This window comes from Haloechinothrix salitolerans (genome assembly GCF_042662605.1).
GTDB lineage: Bacteria > Actinomycetota > Actinomycetes > Mycobacteriales > Pseudonocardiaceae > Haloechinothrix_A > Haloechinothrix_A salitolerans.
On sequence record NZ_JBHSXX010000001.1, the window covers coordinates 88,204 to 107,611 of the forward strand.

Sequence of the window (19,408 nt, forward strand, 5' to 3'; positions counted from 1 at the left end):
CAGCAGACCAAGCATTCTCCCCGCGACCTCCACGGAGGCCTCTGGGTACCAACTATACAGGACAACCTCGAACGCTTGTACTACCTCAACGAGTGGTTGTGCTCACTGCCTCCTCTTACCCCGCACCAAGCCCTACCGGGCAAGACACTCCCGTGCCCGCGATACCGCAGTAGCCGTTCGGCACCTTGTGCAGATACTGCTGGTGGTAGTCCTCGGCATAGTAGAACGCCCCGAGCGGCGCGATCTCCGTCGTGATGGCGCCATGGCCCGCCTGCCGCAGCGCCGCCCCGAAGGACTTCGCCGAGGCTTCGGCGGCCTCGCGCTGTTCGTCGTCCGCGTAGTAGATCGCCGACCGGTACTGCGTGCCGACGTCGTTGCCCTGCCGCATACCTTGCGTCGGGTCGTGGTTCTCCCAGAACACCTTGAGCAGGTCCTGGTAGCTGACCCGCTCCGGGTCATAGACGACGAGCACGGCCTCGGTGTGTCCGGTGCGGCCGGTGCAAACTTCCTCATACGTGGGATTCGGCGTGTAGCCGCCCGCGTAGCCCACCGCCGTCGAGTACACACCCGGCGTCCGCCAGAACAGGCGCTCCGCGCCCCAGAAGCAGCCCATGCCGAACACGGCCGTGCGCATCCCGTCCGGAAAGGGCGGAGTGAGCCGGGCGCCGGTGTTGACCGCGTGCCGCTCGGCGACAGTGATCGGTTCAGCGCGGCCTGGCAGTGCCTCGGACTCGCTGACTTGCCTACTCTTGTCACCGGAAAACCACATGGTTCTACAGTGCCACGAACGGCGGCGAGACGTCGTCAGCAGCCGAGCACGTCACGACTACGTAAGGGTGGACAGTGGGCAACTACGGTGACTTCCAGGCAGCGATCTACGCCGAGGGCATGTTCGGCAACACGCCACCGAAGCTCACCACCGACCTCGCCCACCTAGAGGAAAAGGCGCGGGAAACGCTGAGTGCCGAGGCGATGGGCTATATCGTGCCCAGCGCCGGATCGGGCGCCACCGCGCGGGCGAACCGGGAGGCGTTCGACCGCTGGCGAATCGTGCCCCGAATGCTGCGCAACGGCCCTGAGCGCGACCTGTCCTGCACCATCCTCGGCACCGAGATGCCAGCGCCGGTGATGCTCGCTCCGGTCGGGGTGCAGACGCTGGCGCATTCCGAGGGAGAACTGGCGACTGCACGCGCCGCGACGTCACTGGGACTGACCTACACCCATTCGACCCAGGCCAGCTACTCGATCGAGGCGGCCGCGGAGGCCAGCGGTGACGGGTCGCGCTGGTTCCAGCTCTATTTCCCGAACGAACGCGACCTGTGCGTCAGCTTCCTGGAGCGCGCGAAGACCGCCGCGTACTCCACCGTCGTCGTCACGCTCGACACGACGATGCTCGGCTGGCGGCCTGCCGACCTCGACCGGGGTTTCCTGCCGTTCCTCGCGGGAAGCGGCATCGCGAACTACCTCACCGACCCAGTATTCGCGGGCTCGCTGGCCAAACCGCCAGAGGAGGACCCGGCGATGGCGGCGCTTCGGTTCGCGCAGGTCTTCCCCAACCCCGGCCTGAGCTGGGACGACATCGCGTTCGTGCGCGAGCATTGGGACGGCCCGGTCGTGGTCAAGGGCATTCTGTCCGCCGAGGACGCGAAGCTCGCGGCGGACAACGGCGTCGACGGCATCGTCGTCTCCAACCACGGCGGTCGACAAGTCGACGGCGCCATCGCCGCGCTCGACGCGCTCCCCGGCATCGCGGACACCGTCGGCGACCGGCTCACGGTGCTGTTCGACTCCGGCGTGCGCACCGGCGCGGACGTCGTCAAAGCGCTCGCGCTCGGCGCGCAGGCGGTGCTGCTCGGCAGGCCGTACCTGTATGGGCTGGCGCTCGACGGACAACAAGGTGTCGAGCACGTGCTGAAGTGCCTGCTGGCCGAGCTGGACATCACGCTGACGGGCGCCGGCTACACGAGCCACCGCGAGCTGAGCAGGGAGTCGCTGGTCACCGCGTGATCTGGCTGGCCTCGCTGGCGACCGGTTCCTCAGCGGGGGCTTCCCAACGCAGCAGGTCTCCTGGCTGACAGTCGAGCGCCTCGCAGAGCGCGGCAAGCGTGGTGAAGCGGACCGCCTTGGCGCGGCCGTTCTTGAGCACCGCGAGGTTCGCGGGCGTGATGCCGACGCGATCCGCCAGCTCGCCCACCGACATCTTCCGCTTGGCCAGCATCACGTCGATGTCGACGACGATCGGCATCAGATGACCTCTTCCAGCTCAGCCCGCATGTTCGCCGCCTCGATGTCGCGCGCGACAGCTTGCGCGAGCAGCATCCGCAGCACGAGCACGATAAGCGCGACACAGAACACGCCCGCGGCGACTCCGCAAGCCAACAGGACGATGCCAGGAGCGACCGCGTCGCCCGCCACGGCGTGATTCGCGCTCGCCAACAAGACCGCGAACGCGAACACCAGCAGAGCGGCGGCCACGACCGCGCCGATGATGACGTCCACGTACCGGAAGGCGGCGTGGGAGAACACCGTGTCACGTCGGACCATCGTCACCAGCCGCCAGATGCAGACCAGAACGACCTGGATCGACACGATGCCCAGAACCGTGATCACGACGAACGGGATGCGTACGTACGCGAGGTCCGCGTTGATCTCGTTCAGGTCGATGGCCAGCAGCGGCACCATGACCACCTGCACGAATACCGAACCAGCGAGCAGCACCGCGAGAACGCCACGCAGTGCCCACACGGTCAACGTCTTCATCACGACCCTTTCAATCGACCTGCGATAGGAATATATCGAAATTCGATAGATACGTCGAGAGTCACTGGTCACGTCTTGATCGCGAGCGCAGCCGGATAAGCGTACGCTCACCGGCATGGGTATAGCCGCCGATGAACGTCAGGCACTGTGTGATCTGTTCACCGAGGTGGGTCCAGCCGCGCCGACGCTGTGCGCTGGCTGGCAGACCAAGGACCTCGCAGCACACCTCGTCGTCAGGGAGAGTCGACCGGAGGCCGCGGGCATCCTCTTGAAGCCAATCGCCGACCGGCTAGCGCGGCTGCAGGACGACTACGCCGCGAAGCCGTGGTCCGAGCTCGTGGAGCAGGTACGCTCCGGACCGGCCTGGTACTGGCCTACCCGCATCGGCAAGCTCGACGAGTTGGTCAACACCGCCGAGTTCTTCATCCACCACGAAGACGTCCGGCGCGCGCAGCCCGGCTGGGAGCCACGCGAACCCGATGCCCGTCGCGACAAGGCGTTGTGGCAGGTCGTTTCGCGGATGGGAAAGCTGCTACTACGGTCCAGCCCGGTCGGCATCCAGTTGCGGACACCGTCCGGCAAGCAGGCAACAGCCAAACACGCGGAGAACCCGGTCACCATCACCGGCGAACCCGGTGAACTGCTGCTCTACGCCTACGGCCGCGACGAGATCCGCGTGGACTTCGACGGCGACCCCGCCGCCGTCGACACCGTGCAAAGCATCAACCGCGGACTGTAGGAGGGCTCGTGGAACGGGACTCCCGCCTCGCGCTCGCACTGGCCCTACTCCTCGGCGGCGTCGGCACGCTGCACTTCGCGGTGCCAAAGTTCTTCGACGCCTTGATCCCCCGCGCGCTACCTGGCTCGCCGCGCGCCTGGACGTACGGCTCCGGCGCCGCGGAACTCGGCTGCGCCGCCGCTGTCGCGATGCCCCGCACCCGCCGCATCGGCGCGACGTTGACAGCACTGCTGTTCATCGCCGTCTTCCCTGGCAACGTCAAGATGGCCGTCGACTACCACCGCACGCGGAAGCCACTGGCGATGCGGGTTGGCACGCTGCTGCGGCTGCCGCTGCAGATTCCGCTGGTGATCTGGGCACTGCGCGTCCGCGATCGGGCGTAATCCTTTCGGACACACCTCTCGACCCGCAGCGATCTCTACCCTGGGTAGCCCTCTTCTCGTCCAAGTTGTTCATCCGTTCGCACCTTCCCGTAGTCCTATGGAGTGATAGCCTGTTGCGCACTTTGTGGCACTAAGGGGAGATTTTGTGTTTCTAACGGTAAGACGTCGTGCTGCCGGATTAGTATCAATAATCAGCATTTCCGCAGGTGTAGCGGTTGCCGGAATGCCGAGCGCCGCCGCGGACACTTATGACGACGCGCCCAAGACGTCGTGGAGCTACACCGATTCACGTGACGTGCACTCGTCGCTGGGAAGCGACGCCGACGAGGACTTCCCGGTTGGCGCGTGGCGTGACGACGACGGCAAGCACCACCTGTCGAAGGGCTATTTCACTTTCAACCTCGCGGAGTACCGCGACAAGCGGATCCTGAGTGCGCGGGTGATCGCGCGGGAGACTGCGGCGACCGACTGCGACAAGCCGCGTTCCACCGAATTGTGGGTGGTCGATGCCGGCGAGGCGCCGACCTGGGCCGATCAGCCCTCGGAGCTGCAGAAGATCGACGGCGGCTTCAGCTACTCCTGCGAGGCCAGGCTCGGCTGGGTCACCACGGATATCGTGCGCGAGGCGGTTCAGTCCGGCGAGGACTCGGTGTCCTTCGCGCTGCGCATCGCCGACCAGTTCCAGGGCGACGTCGCATACGGCCGCAGGTACGCCAGCGACGTGCGGCTGTCGGTCGAGTACAACGAACCGCCGAACGCGCCGACCGACCTGACGTTCGACCGCCAAGCCTGCGACGACACCGCACCGTGGAACACCAACCCGAACCCGGCGCTGCGAGCGTACGTCTCGGACCCGGAGGGTGACGCGGTCCGGGCGACATTCGCTATCTGGCCCGTCGACGATCCCAGCGACCGCACCGTGCACACATCGAGTTGGGGATCGGGCGGCCACCTGTACACCTGGCGGCCGCAGGACGGCGTGCTCGAGCACGACCGCGAGTACGCCTGGCAGGTGCGGGCCGAGGACGACCACGACGTCTCGGCGTGGAGTGCCGAGTGCCGTCTCCGCAACGACTTCGACGCCCCTGACTCGCCGCCCACCGTGTCCTCTGTGGACTATCCAGACGACGGCCAGGCGCACTTCGGCAGCGGACAGCCGGGTGAGTTCACGTTCGACGCGGACGGCGACCAGGACGTTGTCGGGTTCAACTATTACTCGATGTGGGACTCCTCGCTCACGTATGTCGCAGCCGATGAGCCCGGTGGCACCGCGACAGTGACAATAACGCCCGAGTCAGGCGGGCGCGCGATCATCTACGCGGAGTCGGTGGACCGTGCGGGCAATCGGTCAGCACGTGCCAGCTACGACTTCCTCGTCGAGAAGACAGAACCGATCGTGCAGGGGCCGTATAGCGGCAGGGCCTACGTGCCGGTGGAGTTCACCTTCTCGCCACGCATGGAGAACGTTGTCTCGTATACCTACCGCGTTGACGGCGGCGACCCCGTGACCGTGACAGCCGAGGATGATGGCACCGCTGGGTTCACCATGACGCCCGAATCGCGTGGGACGATCGAGCTGGACATCTGGAGCACGTCGGCGGATGGCATCCAGTCGGCGACAACAGAGCACTCCGTCCAAGTTACCGATGCGCCGCTCGTCAGCAGCGATGAGTATGGCGAGAGCTGGCCAGGTAGCGGCGGCGCCGGTGTCGAAGGCACGTTCCACTTCAAGTCCGAACTGCCGGACCTCGTGGAGTTCGAGTACTACTTCGATGGAGAATCTCCGCAGGTCGTGACCGCGAACGACGACGGAACCGCCGAGATCACCTACACGCCGAAGGACAGCGGGTTGGACAGCGTCACTGTGGCCGGCCGCACCGCGGACGGCCACGTCACCGAGGAAGCGAACTACACGTTCTACGTGGCAGACCCTGACGGGTGGTGACCCAGCAATAGACAGACCCCTCGTGATGTTGCGCGAGTATGTCCGGTTAGCCCGGATTCTCGAACAACACCGCGAGGGGTCTCGTCGTGAGATCGAGCGGTAAGCCTGATCCAACCACACCCATCGAGACTCGATCGGGCGCAACACCCAGGCACCCGATCAGCTAAGTTACGGGAAGGCACGAATCGACCCGCCAGCGCCGCCTGGGCATGGAGAATGGGCACGGTCAACACGATCTCGATAAGGGGGTGCCGGGGGTGACCTGGCAGGAGGAGCTGCGCAAGCTTGACGAGGACTTCTCGACAGGCAAGATCACCGCAGACGAGTACCGGGAACGGCGGGACCAGGTGCTGTCGTCGGCGGTGACGCAGCAGCCATCGGACCAGCAGGGCGGGTCGAACGCCGAAGAAACCCAGATCGTCGCCAAGGGTGACGTTGGACAGTCGCCGCAGCCGCCCGAGCAGTCCACAGAAGATCAGAGCTCAGCCGAGCGCACTCAAGTCGTGCGGCCGTTGCAGCAGCCACCGGCACAGCAGCCGCCCCAGCCACCCCCACAGCCCGGTGCGCAGCAACCACCGCAAGCGCCCCCGATGCCGCAGCAACCTCCTCAGATGCCGCCGGGGTACCCACCGCAGGCTTATCCGCAACAGGGATATCCCCAGCAGCCCATGGGATCACCGCCCGGTGGCTTCCCACAGCCGAACACCGGCGGCTTCCCGCAGCAGTACCCGGCGTCCCCCGCCGGTGGTTTCCCGCAACAGCATCCCGCCTCGCCCGCGGCTGGATACCCCCAGCAGTCTGGCTGGCACGCGCCGATGCCGGACGCCACCCCGCCGTGGGGACGTGACGAGTTTCCGCCCGTCACACCGACGCCGAACCAGGGCTGGCCATACAGCCAGGAGGACTGGCACAAGCCGAAAAGCGTAGGGACGTCCCGCAAGCTGGCGGTCGCGGGAATCGTCGGCGCGCTGGTCGCGGGGCTGACAGTCGGCGGCTGGTGGCTGTGGTTCCAAGGTGAGGATCAACCGTCGAACACGGCCGTGGCGGCGACGACGACCACAACGACACCGACGACGACAACCACCACGACGACAACCACCACGACCACGACCACAACGACGCCGAGCAAGACCAAGCCGAAGAACAACGCCGACGCACTGGTCAAGCTGCCAGGTAAGAAGCGACCCGACAACGGCACGTTCGGCCTCAAGCGAGTGCGGAAAGACGACCTACTGCCGTCGTCGATGCTGCCCGCGATGCGCAAGGCCAAGCTGGATTCCGGCCTGCTCCGCACGACCGCCGCCAAGGGCGCGGCGATCGAACTCTTCGCGATGGAGTTCAAGAAGCGGAAGCGCTTGGACAACGTCGCGGACGCCTACGCGAAGGCGCAGCGGAAAAGCAAGCAGATGTCCCGCCACAAGCGACTGTCGACGAAGCGGATCAGGGTGTTCAGCACACCGGTCAAGAAGAAACCGACGATCTTCCGTGCGGTCTACCTTACGGAGGAACGGGTGATCATCCTGGAGACTTTCGGCAAGAAGCGCGCCAAGGTGCGGGAGCGCTTCAAGAGTGTGCTCGAGCGCCAGGTCGATCACGCGCCTCCCGAGAAGAGCTGACGGTCACCACGGCGGCCCGCGACAGCGTCACACCGTCGCGGGTCGCACGGCGCGCACCCGGACCCGCTGCCCGGAAAGCGCCGCCGTGCCCGTGAGCTCATCGACGCACTGCTCGTCGGTGACGTCGTTGATGCTCGCGCCCGGGTGCGCACTCGCGACATCGAGCCGGACGCCATCGCGGCCATGTCCCCAGCCGTGCGGCAGGCTCACCACGCCGGGCAACATGGCGTCGCTGACCTCGACGGGAACCTCGACCTCGCCGACCCGCGACGACAACACGGCGTGCTGGCCATCGGCGAGCCCGCTGCGTTCGGCGTCGTCCGGGTGGATCAGCAACGTGCAGCGCGGTTTTCCTTTGACGAGGCGTTCGCTGTTGTGCAGCCAGGAGTTGTTACTGCGGAGCTGTCGACGTCCAATGAGGACAAGCTCGCCCGGCTGCCACGCCTGCTGCCTACCGCGCAGCCGGTCGAGGTCGTCCAGGTACTCCCTCGGCGCGAGATTGATCTTCTTGCGCGGGGTGAACAGGCGGTCCGGAAGCCGTCGCTCCAGCGGGCCGAGGTCGACGCCGTGCTGGTGCTTCTTCAGCGTGCGAAGCGACAAACCCTTGGCGAGCTTCCGCAGGCCATGCGGCCCAGAACGCAAGCCGAGCTCAACCATCACATCCGGTCCGAGCCGTTCCAACGCCGACGCCGCGAGCTTGCCCGGCATACGCAGGCTGTCCGGACCGAGCACGCGCGACGCCAGTTCGAGGCAGATTTCCCAGTCATGCCGCTGGTCGGAGTCACGCTTGAATACCGCAGGAGAGTACTTCGCCCAGTTGCGCACCGCGACCATCGTGAGCAGCAGTTCGTAGTGCGAACGCTCCAGCGGGCCTGTCGGTGGCAAGATGACGTCGGCGTGCCGCGTCGTCTCGTTGAGGTACGGGTCGATCGACACCATGAAGTCGAGCTGGCCAAGCGCGCGGTCCAGCCGAGTACCGTTCGGTGTGGACAGCACCGGGTTGCCCGCCGACGTGATCAGCGCGCGGATCTGGCCATCGCCGCCGGTTTCGATCTCCTCGGCCATCGTGGCGACCGGCAGCTCGCCGCTGAACTCCGGCAGCCCGCGTACCCTGCTGCGGTACGTGGCGAAGCTGCCGTCGAGCCCGGCCCTCTTCGCGAGCGGGATTGGATCGATCGCGGGGGTCGTGAACATCGCCCCGCCGGGCTCGTCGAGGTGTCCAGTCAGCGCGTTGACCACCACGAGCAGCCACGCCGCGAGCCCGCCGAACTCCTGTGTACAGATGCCGACCCTGCCGTAGACGACGGCGCGCTCGGTGGTCGCGATCGACCGGGCAAGCGCGACGACGTCCTCCGGTGCGATACCGGTGATCGGCGCGGTGCGCTCCGGTGGGAAATCCATCGCGGCGGCCTTGACTGCGGTGACACCGACGGTGTGCTCGCCGAGCCTGCCGGTGTTGACCAGGTCGTGCGTGAACAGAACGTGGACCAGCGACAGCAGGAACAGCGCGTCGGTACCCGGCCGGATGAACAAGTGCTCGGCGCGGGACGCCGTCTCGGTGCGGCGCGGATCGACGATCACGGCCCTGCCGCCGCGCTGACGTAACGCGGCGAGTCGCCCGCGCATGTTCGGCGCCGTCATGACGCTGCCGTTGGAGACGAGCGGGTTCGCGCCGATGCAGACGAACAGGTCGGTGCGGTCGATGTCGGGCACCGGCAGCAGTGCCTGGTGACCGAACATGAGATACGAGGCCAGCATCTGCGGCAGCTGGTCCACCGACGTCGCGGAGAACAGGTTGCGCGTGCCGAGGCCACGGATGAACGGCTGTCCGAACAGGAGCAAGCCAGGATTGTGTGCGGTCGGATTCCCCTGGTAGACGGCGACGGCGTCCTTGCCGTGCTCGGCGCGAATCCGCTTCAGCCGTTCCGCGGTCAGGTCGAACGCCTCGTCCCAGCCGACCTCCCGCCACGTATCACCGTCGCGCACCATCGGCCGCAGCAGCCGGTCCGGGTCGTGGTGCAGGTCGGCGAGCGCGGTCGCCTTCGGGCAGATGTAGCCGCGCGAGGCCGGGTCGTGCTCGTCGCCCCTGATGTCGATGACCCGGTCACCTTCGGTGGTGACGACGATTCCGCAGGTCGCCTCGCACAGGGTGCAGCTGTGGTGATGCGTGTGTCGAGTGGTGCCCATTGCCGCTCCACCGTCGTTCGCTCGTCGCTTGTTGGCAAGCTTCCAATAGGCTACCCGGGAACGCCACCAGACGGCATGGTTCGGAACGTGCGGCGGTAGGCGGCCGGGCCAACCCCCAGTTCCGCCCGCAGTCCGCGCCGCAGGTTCGCGGCCGTGCCGAGGCCAGAGCGTTCCGCGATCCGATCGACGGTCAGGTCGGTCGCCTCAAGCAGCCGCTGGGCGTACCGGATGCGCTGACCGCGCAGCCACTTGCCCGGTGTCATTCCGGTCGCCGCGGTGAACGCGCGATGGAACGTCCGGCCGCTCATGCCCGCGTGCGCCATCAGATCGTCACACCCGATCGGCTCACCGAGCCGTGCCAACGCCCAGTCCATAGTGGACGCGACACCCCGCGTCGACCGCTTTGGCATAGATGTCTCGGCGTACTGCCGTTGCCCTCCTTCGCGCACCGGCGGCATCACGATGCGTCGCGCAAGCGCCGCCGCGACGTCGCCGCCGAACTCCCTGCGCACCAAGTGCAGGCACACGTCAAGCCCACCGACGACGCCCGCCGACGTCAGGACGTCGCCCGTGTCGGTGTAGAGCGCGTCGCGCTGGACATCCGCGCGTGGCGCCACTCGGGCAAGATCGTCGAGCAGTGCCCAATGTGTGGTGGCCTGGCGGCCGTCGAGCAGCCCGGCTGCCGCCAAGGTGAAGGCACCCGAGCAAAGCGACATCAGAATCGCACCGCGCTCGTGGACCTCGCGGAGCTCAGCGGCCACCCGCGGCGAGATGTCGGTGCGCTGGTGTCTACCTGGTGCGATCACGACATCGCACCCGGCGAGACCCCCGATGCCGTGCGTCGCGGGCATGTCGCCCACGGGATGCAGGCCGGTGCGCCGCCTGCCCCGCGAGCACCATCGGACGTCGAACCGTGGGACGCCGTGGTCGGTGCGGTCGATGCCGAACACCTCGGCGATCACGGCGACGTCGAACGCCCTGGCGTCCGACAGCAGCACGACACCGACGGTACGCATGGCAGAAATGTATCGGATCAGTATATCTTTGTCTGGTCCATTGGTCGTCGCACACGGACAAGATCGGGGTATGGAACCGGCACTCATCGTGATCGACGCACAACGGGCCTTCGACGACGGCGGCATGCCTCGGCACAACAACCCCGCGGTGTGGTCGAACATCGCCGCCCTGCTCGACGCCTGGCAGCAGGCCAACCGGCCTATCGTCCTGGTCCGCCACGACTCACGCGAACCAGGGTCGCCGCTCGCACCCGGCGCTCCTGGCAACGCGTTCGTCGCCGAGCTCGCAAACGTCGAGCCGGACCTGCTGGTCACGAAGCACGTCAACTCCGCCTTTCACGGCACAGTCGACCTGCACGGTTGGCTCGCCGCCCTGGACATCGGACAGATCGTGCTTTGCGGACTGACGACGAACCACTGTGTCGAGACGACCGCCCGAGTCGGCGGCAACCTGGGCTACGACGTCGTCGTCGCTATCGACGCCACCGGTGCCTTCGCGGGCACCGACCCGGACGGGCGGGTAGTCAGCGCCGACGAGCTGACGCGCGCCACGGTCACCAACCTGCACTCCGGCGGGTTCGCGAGCATCAGCTCCACCTCCGAGGCGATCAGGCGATCGGCCCCATCCCAGCCGCTGTTCGGTCGATTGCTACGCCCCTGACCGCGGCATAGCGTCACTGTTAGCTACGAAGTGCGTCATCCGGTTGAGGGGGACTCGGCCGGGCAAATCGGACCGAGATCAGCACCGGGCGACCCGCCCAACTTGGCTGGAGTGTGAAATGGTCCGTCACCGCGCGCCGCGCCCGCGCCGCCGCCTCGTCAGCACCGCGGCCGCCATGGCCGCCGTCCTGCTCATCCCGCTGGTTCCGGTATCGGCCAGCGCGGAGGACACGGCGTCGGACACGTTGACGATCAACTGGGCAACCTGGCTACCGGCGTATATCGGGCCCTTCGATCCGGCGAGTTCCGATGAGTGTCTCTCCGGCAAGGACAACTGCGCGAAGAAGACCATCCACGAGATGAGCAAGCGGGTCGACTCGCTGATCGAGAACTGCGATCACAACGCGGTGTTCTCGCTTGCCTACCTGCGCATCACGCAGGGGTACGAGTGGATCCGCGACACCACCGACGACGACGGCAGCCCGCATTACGAGGACAAGGCGTGGATGAACTACGTGGTGGAAACCTTCGCGCGCGCCTACATCTGGGCATTCGACGAATGGCGCGCGGGCAACCCCGACGTGCCGCTGGCGTGGCAAATCGCTTTCGACGCCGCGGCCGCGCGAGAAGCCACCGGCAACGGCGACCTGCTGGTCGGCATCAACGCCCACATCAACCGGGACCTGGCGTTCGTCATGGCAGCGAGCGGCCTGACCCGCCAGGACGGCACCTCAGGCAAACCGGACTATGACAAGGTCAACGAACTGCTGCGGGTGCTGACACAGCCGCTGGCCGCCGAACTGGCCGCCCGGTTCGACCCGGACATGGACGACGGTGAGGAAAGCATCGCCGACCCGGCGAGCTTCCAGCTGATCGTCGGCTGGCGGGAACGCGCATGGCGTAACGCTGAGGACCTCGCTAGCGCTGCTACTAGCGAGGAGCGCGAGCTGATCGCGGCACGGATCGAGGAGGACGCCGCCGCCGAGGGAGTGCTGTTGCTTGAGTCCAACTCCTATGCGCCGCCGCTGACCACGACAAAGCCACGCGACGACTACTGCGCCGAGCACAAGTACGACCCGCCGCCGAAGGAGTACCCGTTCAAGGTGAAGTGATCGCACCGTCTCCTGAACGCCCATCCCGGCACGGAGCAGGTGTCAATGTCAGTCCATGAACCCGAGTCGCCCACGCGCGCGCTCGGTGAGGTCGACGAGGCACCCGACGTCGTCGCCGCGCTGGTCGCTGCTCAGCGCGGCAGCGAGGACGGGTTCCGGCTGCTGTACCGCGACGTCCAGCCCCGACTGCTGCGCTATCTGCGTGCGCTGGTCGGCGTCGACGCCGACGACGTCGCGGCGGAGGCGTGGCTGCACATCGCGCGTGATCTAGGCTCTTTTCGCGGCGACGTCGACGACTTTCGTGGCTGGGCGACCCGGATCGCGCGTAACAGGGCGATGGACCACATCCGACGGCAGAGCAGACGTCCAACCGCGGACGCCCCTGCGGACACGCTGCACGAACTGCCCGCGCCGTCGGACACCGCCGACGCCGCGGTCACCGCGATGGCGACCGACACGGCGATCGCGTTGATCGCCCGGCTGCCCCGCGACCAGGCGGAGGCAGTGATGCTGCGCGTGGTGGTCGGTCTCGACGCGAAAGCGGCGGCCACAGTGCTCGGCAAGCGCGCCGGAGCGGTCCGGACCGCCGCTCACCGTGGCTTACGCAAACTCGCCAAGATCTTGGAGCAGGAAGGTGTGACACATTTTGGGGCGTCGACGCTGAGGGATATGAGATGAGCACGAACCGTTCCCGCCGCATCGACCGGCGCACCGCAGAGCAACTGCTCAGTGGCGCGTCCGCGTCGTCGCGACCCGCCGACGTCGAGCCGTTGGGCGATCTGCTTGACGCCGCATCGGCACCGGGTCATGCGGGTGAGCTCGCTGGCGAGCACGCCGCGCTGGCGGCGTTCCGGTCGGCTCAGGTTGATCCCGTACCTCAGCAACGGAGACGTTCCATGATCAAAACCGCACTCGCTGCCCTGCTCACCGCCAAGGTGGCCGCTCCGGCCGCCGCCGCTGCCGCCGTCGGCGGTATCGCCCTGGCCAGCACCACCGGCGCGCTGCCGCTGCCCGGCGACTCTCCCGCCGAGCCGCCCGTCAACCAGGTGCCAGCCACGTCCGTCACGGCGCCGTCCACCACGCCCGCAGACAAGGCCGACGCGCCGTCGCCGTCATTGCCGGGACTGTGCCAGGCCTACACCTCGGGCGCGAACAACGACAACGGCAAGCAGCTCGACAGCGCCGCGTTCCAGGTGCTGATCACCGAGGCTGGCGGCAAGGACAACGTGGCAGAGTACTGCGGCGACGTCCTCGCGGAACGCCCCGGCAAGCCGAGCACGCTGCCGACCGAAGCAGACCGTGGTGAAGGCCGTGGCCAGGCGCCGGAAGCCCGCCCGACCGGCGCGCCAGAAACGGTCCCGTCCGACTCCAACCGCCCGGACAACGACGGCACCGACCGCCAGACCACCCCTCCGACGAGCACCCCGGAGCACCCCGACGGCGAGACCACCGCGACTCCGGAGAACCCGGGCAGCGACTACAGCGACGCCCGCGGCGAACAGCCAGCGCGACCCTGATTCCCCGTCTATAGGGGGACGCTCAACGGCGAGCGTCCCCCTATCGACGTCCCACCGCGCTACTGGTTACGGACGGCCACCATTGCCGCCGTTCCCGCCGCCGTTGCCACTCGGGTGCGGCGCGTTCTGCGCACACCACTCCTCGACCGTCTGGTCGGACTCCTCGGCCGCTGCCTCAAGGGCCTGGAACGGCGGGGCCTGACGCTTCTTCTCCTTGCCCTTGTCCGAACCCGCGAAGTACGCCGTGCACAAGCCGAAGTTGTTCGAACCGTTAGGCCCCGGATCCGCCGACGCGATCCCGGCGGCGCCGCCACCGATGAGCAACGCGACCGCCAACGGCGCCACGATCTTGGTTAGACGCATCCCTGCTCCTTCTCCCGCGCTGAGCGGCACCCCGAGAACCTGATCGGCAGGTGCGGCCCCGACTCTCGATGTCGCCCGAACGAGTGTGTAGGCGTTAGTATTTCGTGGTGCATTCACTGGAGCAAACAGCTCATTCCACAAAACGGCATGTATTCGTTTTCTGGTTGGCGGCTACGCTTCTCGCACTGACGGCATGTGGCATGAGTCCCGCTGACGACACCGCGACGCCGCAGCGGCGCGCGGCCGACCTGGCACCCTCGTTCACCCCCGTGCCATCCGTGCGCCAGGACCCATCGGACCGCCCTAACCCGCCAGCACGCCCACGTTCCGAAGCTCCGGAGGCGTCCGCGTCCGAGGCAGCACCACAGACGAGGGCCATTCGATCGAAAGAGCCCGCATCCACCGCGGCGACCACGCGGTCATCCCGCACGCCCGCCCGGGCCACCGCGACGATCGAAGACACCACGGACGACGTCGACTGGACATTGCGACGTCCGCCGGACTACACCGACATCGCCTCGGCGACGCTCACCCGGACGAAGGGCGGCTTCACGCTGCGGGTGCGGTTCGCCGCCGAGCTACCACAGCGGCAGCACGACGACCGCACGATGAACGTCGCGTCGTTCTTCGACACCACCGGCGACGGCGAGATCGACTACGAGATCTGGGCGAACCTCGCCGACAACGGGTGGGGCCCGAGCTACCGCGACCGCCGCAACAGTGAGGCACGGTTCATGGCCGACAGCGGCATCCGCGTCGCGGCGAAAGGGCGCAGCCTGGTGTTCCGGTTCCCGCTGTCCTATCTGGCTGGCGCCCGGACCTTCCAGTGGGCGACCGCCTCCGAATGGGGCAGCTACGAGACGATCTCCACGGCAGCCGCCGCTCGCGACCACGCCCCGGACACTGGCGCGGCGCCGTTCCCCGACTGACCGGTGGGCCGGTCAGTGCGACTCGCGCGGGCATCGTGACCCCAGTCACGACCCCAAGGTGATAACCGCCCCTTACCGCAACAATTCGCTAGCCTGCACGTTCACAGGCTTGAAGGCACTACGACAGCTGGGGACGAAGGAGCGGGCCAGATGGAACTCACCTCGACAGCAGCGATCGTCACCGGCGGCGCGTCCGGCCTTGGCGGTGCGACGGCGACGGCACTGGCAGCCAAGGGCGCCAGCGTGTTCGCACTAGACCTGCCCGCCGCGATCGAGAAGGCGGCACCCGCCGAAGGCATCACGTACGTCGAGACCGACGTGACCGACCCCGAGCAGGTCCAGTCAGCCGTCGCGACCGCGTCCGGTGCCGGTGTCCCGCTCCGCACCGTGGTCAACTGCGCAGGCATCGGCCCGTCCGCCCGCATCCTGTCCAAGAAGGGCACGCACGACCTCGCGTTGTTCCGCAAGGTCGTCGAGGTGAACCTGATCGGCACCTTCAACGTCACCACACTGGCCGCCGAGGCCATCGCCAAGACCGAGCCACTTGAGGACGACGCGCGCGGCGTCATCATCAACACCGCGTCGATCGCCGCCTACGACGGGCAGATCGGACAGGTCGCCTACGCCGCGTCAAAGGGCGGTGTCGTCGGGCTGAACCTGCCCGCCGCGCGGGACCTGGCGTCGTCCGGCATCCGTGTCATGACGATCGCCCCCGGCATCATCGACACCCCGATGCTGGCCACGGTCAGCGAAGAGATCCGTGCCGCGCTGGCCGAGGGCGTCCCGTTCCCGAAGCGGCTCGGCAAGCCCGCCGAGTACGCACAGCTCGCCGTCGACATCGTCGAGCACGACTACCTGAACGGTGAGGTCATCCGGCTCGACGGCTCGCTGCGCATGGCCCCGCGCTAACGTTCCTTTAACCGCCAGGATGCGAGGACGTCGTCAGGCGTTCACCGTCGTCGACGATGCGGCATAGTTGATCTGAAGACGTTGTGGTCGCCCGAGCAACCACAACGTCTTCAGATCAACACCAGCGGTAGGACAAAAGCGGCAAACGGACGCGACAGGCCGGGCTGGACGCGGCCAGCCGGGCAAGACCCCCGGCTAGAGCTCCCCGATGTACGGGACGTCGGCCATCGCCGGTCCGGACATCCATGCGCGCAGTGCGTACGTGGCGCGGACGTCGTCCTCGTTGTAGCGCAGCAGCCGCTCCCGCTGCGCCAGCGCGGGAGCGCTGCCGTCCATGCCCACGGCCTCGCGATACCAGCGCATCGAGGCTTCGCCGCTGGCGTCCGGGTCATCCCAGTCGTGGCCAGCCTGCCGCGCGAGGACCTTCAACCCCTTGCCCGCCGTGGACAGGAAGGTGTCCGAGACACTCTGGAACAGGTCGACCCACTCGTCGGAGTCGACGAACGCCCGCACCTCGTCGACCTCGGGCACGCCCGGTTTGCCCGCGAACCGCGTCGCGGAGCTGAGCAGCCAGCGGTTCTCCGCTAGCGCGTTGTAGCAGTACGCGCGGAAGGTGAGTCCGCGACGCGACGCCCGCGCGCGGACCTCACTGAACCATGTCCAGAACTCCGCGAACGAGCGCGCCTCGTCGTCGGTCGGCACCGGCTCCCAGGTCGCGAACGCCTGGTAGCCCCGCGGCAGCCCGATGTCCGCGCCCGACAGCAGCGCACCCCACAGGTACGCGCCGTGGTCGGCGAAGCTCTCCATGTCGACGTCGACCTCGACGTCCCCGCGCGGAACGACGACCTCGGGCACCTTGCGCACCACGGACACACCGCCGCGCCACGCCCGCGCGAGCGCGACCGCGTGCTCGAAGGACATCCCTGTCAGTGGCGCGGGCGGCTCATCCGCTGGATCAAGCGCGGCGAGTTGATCCACCGTCGCGACACCACGTTCCCGCAGGTTCAGTGCGTCGTCTCCGCGCACGACGAGGCTGACGTCGCGGGTGTCGAGCAACGCGGGTTCGCACACCGTCCACCACGGGCACTGCTTGCACTCCACGACGCGGGACGGCTGCGCCAGCGGTTCAGCACCCGTCGCGGCGGCGACAGCGACAGCGTGCCGGTCGGCGAACCGCTCCGCGTACTCGACCATCGCGCTGCGCTCACCGGGGAACGTCGGAGCGTCGAGATCGAACCACAGCACGACGTCGGCGTCGAGGCCGATGACGCCACCGCGTGCGACGTCCGGCTCGGCATACCCCGCCGTGCGCAGGAGCTCCCGCACATGGGCGAGGCGGAGCTGGTCGCGCGGGTGGGAGCGCACCTTACGGTCGGCGTCCTCACGCGCGTTCGCGGGGTTGAGATCGGGCAATGTCGTGGTCATCGCGCCAGTGCCGGGGTCGCTGATCCGGTGCCGCACCACGATCACCGGCACGTAGCCGCCATCGGTGCGGACCAGCACCTCGGCACCGCCTCTGCGTCCGCCCTCGGTATCGGCGGGTAGCAGCCCACCGGAGATGTACGGCGCACGAGCGGCGAGCGCGTCCACCGTCGCCGCCACCCGTTCGCGTGGTGGCGCGTCCACCGGCACGCTCACCCAGCCGTCCGGATGCCCGGCGCGGAGCCGCTCGGTGACGTCCGCCCTGTGCTCGACGGCGTCCGCGATGCGCTGCTCGGTCGCCGGGTTGGGCGGAGCCAGCTCGACGTCGACATACGCGGGATCGTTCTCGAGGTGCACGCGACGCCTGCACCTCGTCAGCACCCCAGCGTCGAGTAGCACTTCGCCCATACCCACCACCCTAAGCGCAGCCACCGACACCGTGCGCGAAGCCTGTCGCCGACAGTTGCCTGGCACACCGCGCGTCCGCTGGGCCGCCGGTCCACACTCGAAGTAAGTTTGAGCCACGCAACGACCGACGACTAGTACGAGGTGGCCACGGATGGCGCGCAAGAAGAAGGAAGCGCCGGAAGCGGAGCATGGCTTCGCGGCGGAAACCCTGGAATCCCTCGAAAAGGCCACCAAGTCGAAGAAGCTGACCAAGGCGGCGAAGAGAGAGGCGAAGGCAGCGAAGAAGGACCGTAAGGCCGCCAAGAAGGCCGCTAAGAAATCTGCCTCCGCCACGCCAACGACCCAGGAGGCAGCGCATGAGGAGCATGCCCTGACCGCGAAGAAGGCGCGTCAAGCCCTAACCGTGACGAAGGTTATCCTTCCGGCCGTGATTCCCGTTGTCACCCCGATCGCGGTGCGGGCAGCAGGGGCCTGCCGCGACGCATACGACAAATACCAAGCACGCAAACTCGGCGTCGCCGTTGATTCGCTCGGCGAATACTCCGGCCATGGCGCCGCCCTGCACGCGAGGATCGCGGGCCTGTCCGACGGCCTGAACGAGCTCCGCGTGGGCGGAACAGCCGAAGGCGTCCAGTTCGCCGACGAGGCGGCTGGCACCGTACGACAGCTCAGCTCCGCCGTGCGCGCCGCCGAACACATGCCACCCGGACGTCGTAAGGATGCGCACCGCGCTATCGCGGCCGAGCTCGAGGAACTCGAAGCGACTTTGTTACATCACCTCGGAGTTTGACCGGGTGCGGCAGGCGTCACGCCCATAGCCGCACGATGACTCGGCGCGATCGCATACGCTCGTACGCGTGATCACATGGTCGCGGTCAGCCCACGCGAGTCGTGCCGTGCGCGCGGCGCGCGGTTCGGTGCTCGCCGTGAGTTCGGCCGTGTTGACCGTCTGCGCGCACACGGCCGCCGGTGGCCACCTGCCCGACCCGGTGACGACGATCGCGCTGACCGGGCTGCTCGGCTGGCTGGCCACCACGATCTCAGATCACATCCGCGGCACCGTCGGTATCCTCGCCACACTCTCGCTGGCGCAGCTGCTCCTACACAGCACGCTGACGGTGGCAGGGGGACACCACTACGCCGCGCCGGTGTTCGACCCCGTGGTGATGACCGCGAGCCACGCGCTCGCCACCGTGGTCATCGCGCTGCTACTCAGCCACACCGAACGCGGGTTGCTGCTGGTCGGGGCGAGCCTGCGCAGATTGCTGCCGGTGGTGTTCACTCCGGTACCGCCGCCGCACGGCACACCGAGTGCGGTGCTGTTCCCGCCGGTTCCAGACGACTATATCCGGGTGCTGTTGCGCCGGGTCTGCCACAGGCGCGGCCCGCCAGCCCCCTCCTGATCACCTACTTCACCGCCATTCGACGCGGCCACGACAAGG

At 67.6% G+C, this 19,408-nt stretch carries 20 protein-coding genes; 13 read left to right on the forward strand and 7 right to left on the reverse strand.

Annotated features, from left to right (window positions below):
- Nucleotides 1-115: 115 nt before the first annotated feature.
- Nucleotides 116-769: a peptide-methionine (S)-S-oxide reductase MsrA gene (msrA, locus tag ACFQGD_RS00400; protein WP_345391987.1), complete on the reverse strand. Its 654-nt coding sequence runs from the start codon at nucleotides 767-769 to the stop codon at nucleotides 116-118.
- Between the two features lie 119 nt (nucleotides 770-888).
- Here msrA and ACFQGD_RS00405 point away from each other — a divergent pair, with 119 nt between their 5' ends.
- On the forward strand, nucleotides 889-2,007 hold the full coding sequence (locus tag ACFQGD_RS00405) for a lactate 2-monooxygenase (RefSeq protein WP_345392457.1): 1,119 nt from the start codon (nucleotides 889-891) through the stop codon (nucleotides 2,005-2,007).
- On the opposite strand, the gene ACFQGD_RS00410 is transcribed toward ACFQGD_RS00405, so the two are convergent.
- Together ACFQGD_RS00410 and ACFQGD_RS00415 are read right to left on the reverse strand one after the other, a co-directional pair.
- Nucleotides 1,997-2,245: a helix-turn-helix domain-containing protein gene (locus ACFQGD_RS00410; RefSeq protein WP_345391990.1), complete on the reverse strand. Its 249-nt coding sequence runs from the start codon at nucleotides 2,243-2,245 to the stop codon at nucleotides 1,997-1,999. The two genes, ACFQGD_RS00405 and ACFQGD_RS00410, sit on opposite strands and share 11 nt — an antisense overlap.
- Nucleotides 2,245-2,760: a DUF2975 domain-containing protein gene (locus ACFQGD_RS00415; protein ID WP_345391993.1), complete on the reverse strand. Its 516-nt coding sequence runs from the start codon at nucleotides 2,758-2,760 to the stop codon at nucleotides 2,245-2,247. Before ACFQGD_RS00415 ends, ACFQGD_RS00410 begins: the two co-directional genes overlap by 1 nt.
- Before the next feature lie 115 nt (nucleotides 2,761-2,875).
- Between ACFQGD_RS00415 and ACFQGD_RS00420 the strand changes: the two genes are divergently transcribed.
- From ACFQGD_RS00420 to ACFQGD_RS00435, 4 genes are all read left to right on the forward strand, one after another.
- Nucleotides 2,876-3,499 carry a TIGR03085 family metal-binding protein gene (locus ACFQGD_RS00420; protein WP_345391996.1) on the forward strand — a complete coding sequence of 208 codons (624 nt, stop codon included), beginning with the start codon at nucleotides 2,876-2,878 and terminating at the stop codon, nucleotides 3,497-3,499.
- A gap of 8 nt (nucleotides 3,500-3,507) precedes the next feature.
- Nucleotides 3,508-3,882, forward strand: coding sequence for a DoxX family protein (locus ACFQGD_RS00425; protein ID WP_345391999.1), 375 nt, complete (start codon nucleotides 3,508-3,510; stop codon nucleotides 3,880-3,882).
- 223 nt (nucleotides 3,883-4,105) lie between these two features.
- Entirely contained in the window at nucleotides 4,106-5,827 is a 1,722-nt protein-coding gene (locus ACFQGD_RS00430) for a hypothetical protein (RefSeq protein ID WP_345392002.1), read from the forward strand.
- 257 nt (nucleotides 5,828-6,084) lie between these two features.
- Entirely contained in the window at nucleotides 6,085-7,443 is a 1,359-nt protein-coding gene (locus ACFQGD_RS00435) for a hypothetical protein (protein ID WP_345392005.1), read from the forward strand.
- 27 nt (nucleotides 7,444-7,470) lie between these two features.
- Here ACFQGD_RS00435 and ACFQGD_RS00440 read toward each other — a convergent pair whose 3' ends face one another.
- Both ACFQGD_RS00440 and ACFQGD_RS00445 read right to left on the reverse strand, forming a co-directional pair.
- On the reverse strand, nucleotides 7,471-9,630 hold the full coding sequence (locus ACFQGD_RS00440; RefSeq protein WP_345392008.1) for a molybdopterin-dependent oxidoreductase: 2,160 nt from the start codon (nucleotides 9,628-9,630) through the stop codon (nucleotides 7,471-7,473).
- Between the two features lie 50 nt (nucleotides 9,631-9,680).
- A complete protein-coding gene (locus ACFQGD_RS00445; RefSeq protein ID WP_345392012.1) occupies nucleotides 9,681-10,646 on the reverse strand; it encodes a GlxA family transcriptional regulator in 966 nt (321 codons plus the stop codon).
- A gap of 70 nt (nucleotides 10,647-10,716) precedes the next feature.
- On the opposite strand from ACFQGD_RS00445, the gene ACFQGD_RS00450 reads away from it, so the two are divergent.
- The 4 genes from ACFQGD_RS00450 (at nucleotide 10,717) to ACFQGD_RS00465 (ending at nucleotide 13,935) form a co-directional block, all read left to right on the forward strand.
- Nucleotides 10,717-11,307 carry a cysteine hydrolase family protein gene (locus ACFQGD_RS00450; RefSeq protein WP_345392015.1) on the forward strand — a complete coding sequence of 197 codons (591 nt, stop codon included), beginning with the start codon at nucleotides 10,717-10,719 and terminating at the stop codon, nucleotides 11,305-11,307.
- Nucleotides 11,308-11,425: 118 nt separating this feature from the next.
- On the forward strand, nucleotides 11,426-12,418 hold the full coding sequence (locus ACFQGD_RS00455; RefSeq protein ID WP_345392018.1) for a DUF5995 family protein: 993 nt from the start codon (nucleotides 11,426-11,428) through the stop codon (nucleotides 12,416-12,418).
- Between the two features lie 45 nt (nucleotides 12,419-12,463).
- Nucleotides 12,464-13,096 carry an RNA polymerase sigma factor gene (locus tag ACFQGD_RS00460; protein ID WP_345392021.1) on the forward strand — a complete coding sequence of 211 codons (633 nt, stop codon included), beginning with the start codon at nucleotides 12,464-12,466 and terminating at the stop codon, nucleotides 13,094-13,096.
- A complete protein-coding gene (locus ACFQGD_RS00465) occupies nucleotides 13,093-13,935 on the forward strand; it encodes a hypothetical protein (RefSeq protein ID WP_345392024.1) in 843 nt (280 codons plus the stop codon). Before ACFQGD_RS00460 ends, ACFQGD_RS00465 begins: the two co-directional genes overlap by 4 nt.
- A 66-nt stretch (nucleotides 13,936-14,001) precedes the next feature.
- Here the strand turns inward: ACFQGD_RS00465 and ACFQGD_RS00470 are convergent, their stop codons facing one another.
- Nucleotides 14,002-14,298 (reverse strand): hypothetical protein, encoded by a 297-nt coding sequence (locus tag ACFQGD_RS00470; RefSeq protein ID WP_345392027.1) that lies wholly within the window; start codon nucleotides 14,296-14,298, stop codon nucleotides 14,002-14,004.
- 200 nt (nucleotides 14,299-14,498) lie between these two features.
- Between ACFQGD_RS00470 and ACFQGD_RS00475 the strand changes: the two genes are divergently transcribed.
- Complete coding sequence (locus ACFQGD_RS00475; protein WP_345392030.1) at nucleotides 14,499-15,227, forward strand: hypothetical protein; 729 nt, start codon at nucleotides 14,499-14,501, stop codon at nucleotides 15,225-15,227.
- Between the two features lie 150 nt (nucleotides 15,228-15,377).
- On the forward strand, nucleotides 15,378-16,136 hold the full coding sequence (locus ACFQGD_RS00480) for an SDR family NAD(P)-dependent oxidoreductase (protein ID WP_345392033.1): 759 nt from the start codon (nucleotides 15,378-15,380) through the stop codon (nucleotides 16,134-16,136).
- Between the two features lie 195 nt (nucleotides 16,137-16,331).
- Here the strand turns inward: ACFQGD_RS00480 and ACFQGD_RS00485 are convergent, their stop codons facing one another.
- The gene (locus tag ACFQGD_RS00485; protein WP_345392036.1) at nucleotides 16,332-17,966 is read right to left on the reverse strand and encodes a TM0106 family RecB-like putative nuclease; all 1,635 of its coding nucleotides are present in this window, start codon (nucleotides 17,964-17,966) and stop codon (nucleotides 16,332-16,334) included.
- 151 nt (nucleotides 17,967-18,117) lie between these two features.
- On the opposite strand from ACFQGD_RS00485, the gene ACFQGD_RS00490 reads away from it, so the two are divergent.
- Both ACFQGD_RS00490 and ACFQGD_RS00495 read left to right on the forward strand, forming a co-directional pair.
- Nucleotides 18,118-18,756, forward strand: coding sequence for a DUF6474 family protein (locus ACFQGD_RS00490; protein ID WP_345392039.1), 639 nt, complete (start codon nucleotides 18,118-18,120; stop codon nucleotides 18,754-18,756).
- Between the two features lie 67 nt (nucleotides 18,757-18,823).
- Nucleotides 18,824-19,369: a hypothetical protein gene (locus ACFQGD_RS00495; protein WP_345392042.1), complete on the forward strand. Its 546-nt coding sequence runs from the start codon at nucleotides 18,824-18,826 to the stop codon at nucleotides 19,367-19,369.
- The last annotated feature ends 39 nt before the right edge of the window (nucleotides 19,370-19,408 follow it).

Coding starts and splice junctions, on each gene's coding strand:
- ACFQGD_RS00480 (WP_345392033.1), top strand. CDS start 15,378: ATGGAACTCACCTCGACAGCAGCGATCGTCACCGGCGGCGCGTCCGGC.
- ACFQGD_RS00475 (WP_345392030.1), top strand. CDS start 14,499: ATGAGTCCCGCTGACGACACCGCGACGCCGCAGCGGCGCGCGGCCGAC.
- ACFQGD_RS00465 (WP_345392024.1), top strand. CDS start 13,093: ATGAGCACGAACCGTTCCCGCCGCATCGACCGGCGCACCGCAGAGCAA.
- ACFQGD_RS00440 (WP_345392008.1), bottom strand. CDS start 9,630: ATGGGCACCACTCGACACACGCATCACCACAGCTGCACCCTGTGCGAG.
- ACFQGD_RS00490 (WP_345392039.1), top strand. CDS start 18,118: ATGGCGCGCAAGAAGAAGGAAGCGCCGGAAGCGGAGCATGGCTTCGCG.
- ACFQGD_RS00455 (WP_345392018.1), top strand. CDS start 11,426: ATGGTCCGTCACCGCGCGCCGCGCCCGCGCCGCCGCCTCGTCAGCACC.
- msrA (WP_345391987.1), bottom strand. CDS start 769: ATGTGGTTTTCCGGTGACAAGAGTAGGCAAGTCAGCGAGTCCGAGGCA.
- ACFQGD_RS00410 (WP_345391990.1), bottom strand. CDS start 2,245: ATGCCGATCGTCGTCGACATCGACGTGATGCTGGCCAAGCGGAAGATG.
- ACFQGD_RS00405 (WP_345392457.1), top strand. CDS start 889: ATGTTCGGCAACACGCCACCGAAGCTCACCACCGACCTCGCCCACCTA.
- ACFQGD_RS00460 (WP_345392021.1), top strand. CDS start 12,464: ATGTCAGTCCATGAACCCGAGTCGCCCACGCGCGCGCTCGGTGAGGTC.
- ACFQGD_RS00415 (WP_345391993.1), bottom strand. CDS start 2,760: ATGAAGACGTTGACCGTGTGGGCACTGCGTGGCGTTCTCGCGGTGCTG.
- ACFQGD_RS00430 (WP_345392002.1), top strand. CDS start 4,106: ATGCCGAGCGCCGCCGCGGACACTTATGACGACGCGCCCAAGACGTCG.
- ACFQGD_RS00445 (WP_345392012.1), bottom strand. CDS start 10,646: ATGCGTACCGTCGGTGTCGTGCTGCTGTCGGACGCCAGGGCGTTCGAC.
- ACFQGD_RS00485 (WP_345392036.1), bottom strand. CDS start 17,966: ATGGGCGAAGTGCTACTCGACGCTGGGGTGCTGACGAGGTGCAGGCGT.
- ACFQGD_RS00420 (WP_345391996.1), top strand. CDS start 2,876: ATGGGTATAGCCGCCGATGAACGTCAGGCACTGTGTGATCTGTTCACC.
- ACFQGD_RS00470 (WP_345392027.1), bottom strand. CDS start 14,298: ATGCGTCTAACCAAGATCGTGGCGCCGTTGGCGGTCGCGTTGCTCATC.
- ACFQGD_RS00450 (WP_345392015.1), top strand. CDS start 10,717: ATGGAACCGGCACTCATCGTGATCGACGCACAACGGGCCTTCGACGAC.